Below are 8,294 nucleotides of genomic sequence, written 5' to 3'. Positions count from 1 at the left end.
GCGGTCAATGCGCTGTCCACCTGCGCGGCCTGCGCCGGTCGACTGACCGTGACTGACCGTGAGTGACCGTGGTTGTCCGCCAGTACTCGCACGCTCATTGCACGACCAGACCCCGTCGGGTGTCTTTTTTTCCCACGCGCCCGGCCCTGCTGGTGATCTCCTCGCGGCGCGGGTTCACCCCTGCCAGGCCGAGGGGCGGGGTGCAAGGCACGGGGTTCAGCCTTGCACCCCGCCCCTCGGCCTGGTTGCCGTCTCGGCGCGCCGTGAGGAGATCACCAGCCCTGCCGCACTCCCCCCGATCTCCGAGCGGTGTCGGGTTCGGGCGGAGCCCGGCCGCCGGAGGCACCTCGGGCGGCACGCCCGGCCTACAGGGCGGACGGACGGCGGTCCCGCATCGACAGCGGCGCGACACGACGCGGAGCAGGAGCACCGGCGACCATCGTGCAAGCGTGCCGTCGGCGACTCTCTGGGGTTCAGGCGACTGCCTGGTGGTTTGGGGTCGGGTAGCCGAGCCCGCCGCCGCGAACGGGCCGGAGGTGTAGTGAGCGAGCGGCGGGGGCGGCGTGCCCGACCCCGCGCCGCCGAAGGCGGCGCCTTGATCCCCTAAAGCACAATTCGGCAACACGCACGACCTAGGCAGACGACGTGTTGCAAGCCAGCTCGGACGGAACAGCGCCGGCAACGAGGTCAGCCACCGGACGCATCATGGCGGTTGAAAGAAGCGATGATGTGGTGGGCGGCGTCGACGGGCGTGACCATCGAGGTATCCAAAGTCGTCGCCGGCGGAGGCAAGAGTGGCGTGGCGTCCCAAGCATCGAGCCGCGCCTGGAGGTCGGTGCTTCCTCGCTGCTGCAATCTACTGTTTGCCACATCACGGGGACACCAGAGAGCGAGAACGAGCCAATGAGTCTCTGGAGTCGCAGCAACAACGGCGTCAACGGCTTCCGGCTGACCTAGATGCAAAACTGGCCAACCGCTAGCGAGACTTTGCCTTAGTCCGACTCTGTCAATAATATAGGTAGCGCTGTACCGACTGTTCTGCCAAATTACACAACCGGAGGGAGTCAGCCTATCGCACACCAATCGATCCACCATCCGGTAACCATCAGTTCTACCGGGACCACACTTTATACGACGAAACAAGTGGAAACGCATATCGCAGCTAGTCAGCGCCGCCGTGACAGTGTCCTTACCTGCCGCGGGCGGCCCATAGAGCAGAATCCCGCGGGTCATACTGAGATCTTTTCGATGATCCGGCGAGCCTGCGACTGAAGCGGCTCACTTGATGCAGAGTTCTCTACAACAAAGTGGTCGACCGGAGGTCGAAAATTAAGATCGAGACCATCCAGATGAGCCCCCCAATCTGCAAGCTTTGTCGCGTCCCGGGCTGCTCCGCGCCGACGAAGATAGCTATGCATCGTCCGTGCATCACAGGCAACCCAAACGAGGGTGGTGTCTGCATTGAATGCAGCATGGGAGTCAATCGTGCGACGTAGCCATGCCGGATCAGAAAACTCTCTCAAGAAAGGGGCATCAGCGATGACGCTGTTACCACACTGGAGATTCTCGGTCACGACAGCAGCGACCACCTCGTATTCGCGAGGACGCACCTGCTTGAGGTAGACGGCAGATTCGCGGTCATGGGGAGACCGCCCAAGGACCTCTAGCACTTGTTCCACTAGCGGGCGAGTCACGGTGTCTTTGTCAATCACAGCCCAGCCGACCTCGCGAGCAATAGTGCGCGCCAATTCAGATTTTCCGCTACCTGGATAACCCCCTATCAAGATCACTTGCGGGCGGCGGTCTCGCCGAAGATCAGGCCGCCCCTGCCTCGGAGCACGAACGGTCCGCCTGGACCTCGGCTCGTTTACGATCAGGCCATCCTCAGCAAGGAGCTTCATCGCCTCAGAGATCGTGAAGGGGCTAACTCCCCACTCGGATGCGAGCGCCTTGGTTGAGGGGAGAGTCGCGCCGTTGATTAGGCGGCCCGCTGAGATGTCATTGGCGATGTGGCGAGCAATCTGCGCGTGCAGCGCCTCGCCCCGCGACAGTGTCCGTCGTAGTGGCTCCATGATCTCGACTTCCTGGCCGTCCCGCTCGGCCGCTCTAGCTAGCTGCCCGGTGCTCCACTCGCACCCCGGCGCGCGCGGTGCACGGAAATTCTACCAACGCAGCGAGCGTTGTAGCTGGTCAGCACCCCCGTCAAGAGGTCGTTGCCATTCAGTTGACATGCTTAACTGTCAACTGCTAGCTTCACGTAGAGCTTGCAGCTGAACGCAGAGAGCGAACGACGGAGGAGCTGGCATGGCACGGAGCAACAGGTTTGTGGTGGCGATGGGTGATGTGTTCCCGCACGGCGCGTTCGTTGTGTCGGAGGTGGAGGCGGTGCGGGACTTCGACAAGTCTTCGCAGGGGCGTCCGGTGCAGCAGGTGGATCGGGAGTCGGGGTTGCCGGTGTGGTCTGTGTCGGTGCTGGATGCTGATCCGGAGGCGCGGCGGTCGGAGAAGACGGTGGTGGTGAAGATCGCGGCGGCGCATCAGCCGGTGCCGCCGGAGGCGGCTGGGGGGTTGCCGTTCCGGCCGGTGGAGTTCGACGGCCTGACGGTGACTCCGTATGTGCAGGAGTCGGGTGGTCGTCCGCGTGTGGCCTACAGCTTCCGCGCGGCGGGGATGCGTTCCCCTGGTCCGCAGCGTGGGCAGGCGGGCAAGAACCAGGACGCGGCCTGACCGGGTGTGGTGTGGAGGAGCCCGTTAGTGGCGGGCTCCTCCACGAGGTCTTCCTCGTCTCATGTTGTGGCCGTAGCAGGCACTCGATCGACTCGGAAGGACACCGAGCATAGATGAACGTTGAGTTTTCTCCATCCCCTGCCGTTCGGCTCGGGGGTGTGACCGGTGCTGGCGAACGCAGCTGGGTTGCTGGGGCGGCGTGTCGGGGGATGGACACGGGGTTGTTCTTCCCCGTCGATGATCGTCCGGGGGCTGCCGAGTCTGCGTTGGCGGTGTGCCGCGGTTGTCGGGTTCGTGGGATCTGTCTGGTGGAGGCGTTGCTGGTGGAGGACCCGGCCCGCCGTTTCGGTGTGGTTGGTGCCATGACTCCGGCGGAGCGGGATCGTCTGCATCGCACCGCACGTGTCGCCGCCCGCCGTGAGGCTGGGGCCGCTGTGACCTCGATGTCGGGGAGGGCTGCGGCATGAGCCCCGACGCGACCACGGAGATCGATGGCGGGGAGCGTGCGGTGTGGTGTGAGGTGTGTCTGACCCCGCTGGGCGAGGTGTCTCCGGAGAGCGGGCGGCGGTGTGGTGATCATCGCGGGCAGCTCGCGTTGGTCCCGGCGCCGGTGGTGTGTGGGCCGCGTCGTTCCCCGGAGCGGGACGGGGACCGGCGATGACAACGACGACGGCGGGTGCTCTGGTCCTGGCCGGGTTGGTGGCGCTGGCGGCGCTGGCTGGTCTGCACTGGTTGGGGCAGTTCTTCGGCCGGATCGCTGAGGGGGTGGCGACGATCGCGGTCGTGTTCGTCACCGTGTGGCTGGTGGGCAAGGCCACGGTGATCGTCGCGGTGTGGGTGGTCCGGCATTGGCGTACCACGATCACGACGGTCGGGGTCGTCGGGTGGTGCTGGTTGTGGGGCTGGCCGTCGCTGCTGGTCAGCTGTGTTGCGGCGGTGCTGGTGCTGTCGGTGTGGTGGTGGGTCTCGGTGGTGTCGTTCGACCGCGGGGCCGGACGCCACCTGCGGGCGTGGTGGCTGCGCTGGGCGGTCTATGCCCCTCGGATGCCCCGCTGGCTGCGTTCGTGCAACCTCACGGTCCCTGATCGGGTGGGGCCGGCGGTGGCGCAGGTGAATCCGTTGCGTCGGAATCCGTTGCGTCGGACCCCGGTGGTGTCGCGGTCGCGGCCGGTGGCTGATCAGCTCCCCCGGATCGTGGGGGTCCGGTCGGGGCCGTCGTGGGACGAGGTCCGGGTCCGGCTGGTGGCGGGGCAGACCCCCGAAGAGTTCGACACCGCGACCCGCGCTCTGGCGGTGGCCCGGGGTGTGCGCCGCTGCCAGGTCCGGGAGGTCGCCCCGAATGTGGTGTCGATCGATTTCCAACGCCGCAACCTCCTCGATGTCCTGGTTCGTTCGCCAGGGGTCGAGACGCTGTCCGGGATCGACGGGGCTGCGGTTGATCTGGGGAAGGTCTGGTCGGGGCGCACCGAGTACGGCACGGATTGGTGGCAGTCGTTGATCGGCGGTCACACCCTGGTTGCGGGGGCTACGGGGGCGGGGAAGGGGTCGTTGATGTGGGCGCCGCTGGTCTCGGTCGCCCCCGCGATCCGTGACGGTCTGGTGCGGGTCAACGGGATCGACCCCAAGGGGATGGAGCTGGCCTACGGACGCGGGGTGTTCCACCGCTACGCGGTCACCTCGAAAGACGCACTCGCCCTGCTCGATGACCTCGTCGAGCAGATGGAAGCCCGTAAACGCGCCTACGCCGGTGCGACCCGCCTGGTCCCGATCACGACGGAGACGCCGTTGGAGATTGTAGAGTTCGACGAGATCGGTGCGCTGCTGCGTTACGGCGGGGACCGCAAGACCCGCGAGGCGATCACCGACCGCGTCGCCCTGTTGACGACCCAAGGCCGCGCTCTGGGGTTCACGGTGCGCGGGTATGTGCAGGAACCGACGAAGGACACCGTCCCGGTGCGGGAGTTGTTCCCCCGCCGGATCTGCCTGCGCGTGGCGTCGAAGTCCCACGTGTCGATGGTGCTGGGGGACCAGGCCTACGAGCGGGGTGCGTGGGCGAACCGGATCGGTGAAGACGAACCCGGCGTGGGTTATCTGTTCGGCGACGGCATCCGTGAACCCCTTCGTGTCCGGGCCGGGTGGGTGTCCGACGGCACGGTGAAAGACCTCGAAACGTTCGTCACCCGCACCGCCCCGCCCGCAGATATGGCGGCACCGGTACTCACCCTGCCCGCCCCCACCGACACCCTGCCCGAGGCCCACCGCAAGATCGGAGACGCCGCATGACCCCCACCGACACAGCGGGCCGGGAGCCGGTCGATCAGGACACGCTCAGCCGGGCGCAGAAGGCGATGCTCGCGCTGTCCGACGATGTCGCGGTCCAGCTCGCCGCAGACCACGGGGTGTGTGTCCGCCCTCTGGCGAGGCGGCGGATCGACCAGTCCAGCGGCCGGGTCGAGGTCGTCCCGGTGCCGTGTGGTTCGACCCGGGAAGACCAGTGTGGACCGTGCGCGGACAAAGCCCGACGGCTACGCATGGTCCAGTGCCGCGAAGGCTGGCACCTCGACAACGAACCCATCGTGAAACCGGCCGACCCGACCGACGCGCAGAAAGAGTTGATGGCCGCCCGCGCGGACTTCCACGCCGCCTACACCGACTGTCTCGCCGCAGGTGCCGAAGCCGAGTGCGCTGAGATCCGCGAGATCGTCGAGGACATCGACACCGAACTCCGCGCTCTCGGTGTCCGGGGCCGCCTCGCCCCGCTCGACCCGACACCCCAGACCGTGCGCCGCTCCACCCGCCGACGCCAGGACGCACCCAACCTCCCACGCCGCCCGGTGGAGGACCGCACCGTGGGCCGGGTCTTCGGCGGGAAGTACCGGCCCTCCACGTTCCTCACCCTCACCCTCGACACCTACGGCCGCGTCGACGGCCACGGCGCCGCCCTCGACCCCGACACCTACGACTACCGCCGGGCGGCGCGGGATGCGATCCACTTCCCGAAACTGCTCGACCGGTTCTGGCAGAACACGCGGCGCTGTGTGGGTTGGGACGTGCAGTACTTCGGCACCGTCGAACCCCAGAAACGCGGAGCACCCCACTTCCACGCCGCCATCCGCGGCACCATCCCCCGCGCCGAACTCCGAGCGATCACCGCCGCGACCTACCACCAGGTCTGGTGGCCCGCCCACGACGAACTCGTCTACAGCGGGGACCGGCTCCCCCGCTGGGACCACCACCACAAGGCGTTCGTCGACCCGGACACCCGCGAGCCGCTGCCCACCTGGGACGAGGCGACCGACCCCGACGCCCTCGCGGCTCCGGCGCACACGGTGGTGTTCGGGCCGCAGGTCCACGTCAAGGGAATCCTCGGCGGCACCGAAGAAGCCGGACGGCACATCGGTTACCTGACCAAGTATCTCACCAAGAGCGTCGGGCAAGCCGCCGGCGTCGACGAGTCCGCCACGTCACGGCAGCGCGAGCACGCCCGCCGCCTGGCCGCCGAACTCGCGATCACGCCGTGCTCGCCGCGCTGCCCGATCTGGCTGCTCTACGGCATCGAACCCAAGGGCGCCCGACCCGGAACGACACCCGGGCATTGCACGGGCAAAGCGCACAAGCCCGAACACCTCGGCATCGCCGGACGCCGCGTCCTCGTCTCCCGCAAGTGGTCCAACAAGTCCCTGTCCGACCACCGCGCGGAACGGACGGCGTTCGTTCGGCAACTCCTCGACCAGGCCGGAATGAAACCCGCCTACCCGATCGATGACGGGCCCTTCGACTGGGAACCCGTACACCCCGGTGACAGCGACGTCCCACCCCGCCCCGTCCTGCTCCTGCACGCCATCCACCAACGCCAACGATGGCGAGCCGACTACGACGCCGCCCTCCTCGCCACCAGCAACGCACCACCTGACGAGCGTTCGACAACTACCGATCAAGCCGCGTAGGAGGGGCCGGTCGATGGAGCAGTACCTGACCGTGGCCGAGACCGCGCAGTACCTGAACACCTCCCCGCGGTTCGTGCGGCGCCTCGTCGCAGCCCGGCGGATCGCATTCCACCGCGTCGGACGACATGTCCGCTTCGCTGTGACCGACCTCGACACCTGGCTCGCCGAAGGACGAGTCGAACCGTTCCCCCGCCACCGACACCGGCCCCGGCACCACCGAGGAGGCCGATGATGACGAGGCAAAAGAGTTGCTCGACAAAGCGACGTCGGTTCGGTTCCATCCGCCGCCTGCCCTCCGGGCGTTACCAGGCCAGCTACCTCACCCACAGCGGGCACCGCCAGACCGCACCGGAGACTTTCGACCGTAAAGGCGACGCCGACCAGTGGCTCATCCTCGTCGAGAGCCAGATGCTGCGCCGCGAATGGCTCGACCCTGCTCTCGGCGAGGCCCTCTTCAGCGATTACGGCGACCAGTGGATCACCGAACACAAGATCAGCGCCCGCACCAGAGAGGAGTACCGCAGCATCTGGCGACACCACATCGACCCGTTCCTCGGCCCGATCAACCTCGCCGAGCTCAGCCCTGCGGTCATCCGCACCTGGCGTACCACCCTGCTCGCCGCCGGACGATCCGAAGACCGCACCGCGAAGGCCTACCGCCTGGTCCGCGCGATCTGCACCACCGCTGTCGACGACGGCCGCATCACACGCAACCCCTGCCGCATCAAAGGCGCCGGTGAACACCGCACCCCCGAACGGCCCACCGCCACCATCACCCAGGTCTTCGACCTCGCCGACGCGATGCCTCCACGCTTCCATGCCCTGATCCTGTCCGCCGCGTTCACCGGCCTACGCTGGGGAGAACTGGCCGGGCTCCGCCGCTGCGACCTCGACCTGGACACCGCCACCCTCCACGTCCGGCGACGCCTGGCCCAACTCAGCCGAGGCGGACTCCGCCCCGGACCACCCAAGTCCACGGCAGGGATCCGCACCATCGCGCTCCCCTCGTTCCTCGTCGCGACCCTCGACAACCACATCGCCGCCTACTCCGGCCCACCGCCGGACGGGCTGATCTTCTGCGGACAACGCGGCGGCATGCTCCGACGCGGGAACTTCGGACGCGCGACCAACTGGCCCACCACCATCATCAAGACCGGGCTACCGGCCGGGTTCCACTTCCACGACCTGCGCCACACCGGTAACCACCTCGCCGCCACCGCCGGAGCCAGCACCCGTGAACTCATGCACCGCATGGGCCACGGCACCATGCGCGCCGCACTTATCTACCAACACGCCACCACCGAACGCGACCGCCGCATCGCCACCCAGATCGCCACGCTGGTCGACCGCGAACGCCACCACCATGGCTGCCAAGGCCCTATCATCGGCCGCGACGAACAAAACGCAGGAGTCCACGACGCGCTCGATACCTAATACCTGTCCACGCGCTCAGAACGTGTTTGAGAAGCCCGGCAGCGGTGGCTCTCGCATGGTCGCAACGCGAAGGCCGGCGGAACTTCTGCAGGTCGCCCGAGTGGGGCACCGGTGCGACGCGGATATCGGATGTAACTTTGAGCACTTCTCAAACGCGTTCTCAGTCAGCGGAGCGATATCGCTGCG

6 protein-coding genes are annotated in these 8,294 nt (G+C 67.3%); 5 read left to right on the top strand and 1 reads right to left on the bottom strand.

Translation table 11 applies throughout. The features are described 5' to 3' along the window. Positions 1-1,229 precede the first annotated feature (1,229 nt). The gene (locus Ae505Ps2_RS29830; RefSeq protein ID WP_075333750.1) at positions 1,230-2,072 is read right to left on the bottom strand and encodes an AAA family ATPase; all 843 of its coding nucleotides are present in this window, start codon (positions 2,070-2,072) and stop codon (positions 1,230-1,232) included. A gap of 232 nt (positions 2,073-2,304) precedes the next feature. Between Ae505Ps2_RS29830 and Ae505Ps2_RS29825 the strand changes: the two genes are divergently transcribed. From Ae505Ps2_RS29825 to Ae505Ps2_RS29800, 5 genes are all read left to right on the top strand, one after another. Beyond that, positions 2,305-2,727, top strand: coding sequence for a plasmid replication, integration and excision activator (locus Ae505Ps2_RS29825; protein ID WP_075554429.1), 423 nt, complete (start codon positions 2,305-2,307; stop codon positions 2,725-2,727). Positions 2,728-3,384: 657 nt separating this feature from the next. After that, the gene (locus Ae505Ps2_RS29815; RefSeq protein WP_075554427.1) at positions 3,385-5,010 is read left to right on the top strand and encodes an FtsK/SpoIIIE domain-containing protein; all 1,626 of its coding nucleotides are present in this window, start codon (positions 3,385-3,387) and stop codon (positions 5,008-5,010) included. A gap of 65 nt (positions 5,011-5,075) precedes the next feature. After that, positions 5,076-6,674 (top strand): helitron helicase-like domain-containing protein, encoded by a 1,599-nt coding sequence (locus Ae505Ps2_RS29810; protein WP_249265430.1) that lies wholly within the window; start codon positions 5,076-5,078, stop codon positions 6,672-6,674. 13 nt (positions 6,675-6,687) lie between these two features. Continuing rightward, the gene (locus tag Ae505Ps2_RS29805) at positions 6,688-6,906 is read left to right on the top strand and encodes a helix-turn-helix domain-containing protein (protein WP_075296915.1); all 219 of its coding nucleotides are present in this window, start codon (positions 6,688-6,690) and stop codon (positions 6,904-6,906) included. Continuing rightward, entirely contained in the window at positions 6,903-8,108 is a 1,206-nt protein-coding gene (locus Ae505Ps2_RS29800) for a site-specific integrase (RefSeq protein WP_075554425.1), read from the top strand. Before Ae505Ps2_RS29805 ends, Ae505Ps2_RS29800 begins: the two co-directional genes overlap by 4 nt. Positions 8,109-8,294 lie beyond the last annotated feature (186 nt).

This window comes from Pseudonocardia sp. Ae505_Ps2, from assembly GCF_001932425.1.
Classification (GTDB): Bacteria; Actinomycetota; Actinomycetes; order Mycobacteriales; family Pseudonocardiaceae; genus Pseudonocardia.
The sequence above is the reverse complement of the archived record's forward strand: the minus strand, read 5'-3'. Positions and strand labels throughout refer to the sequence as shown.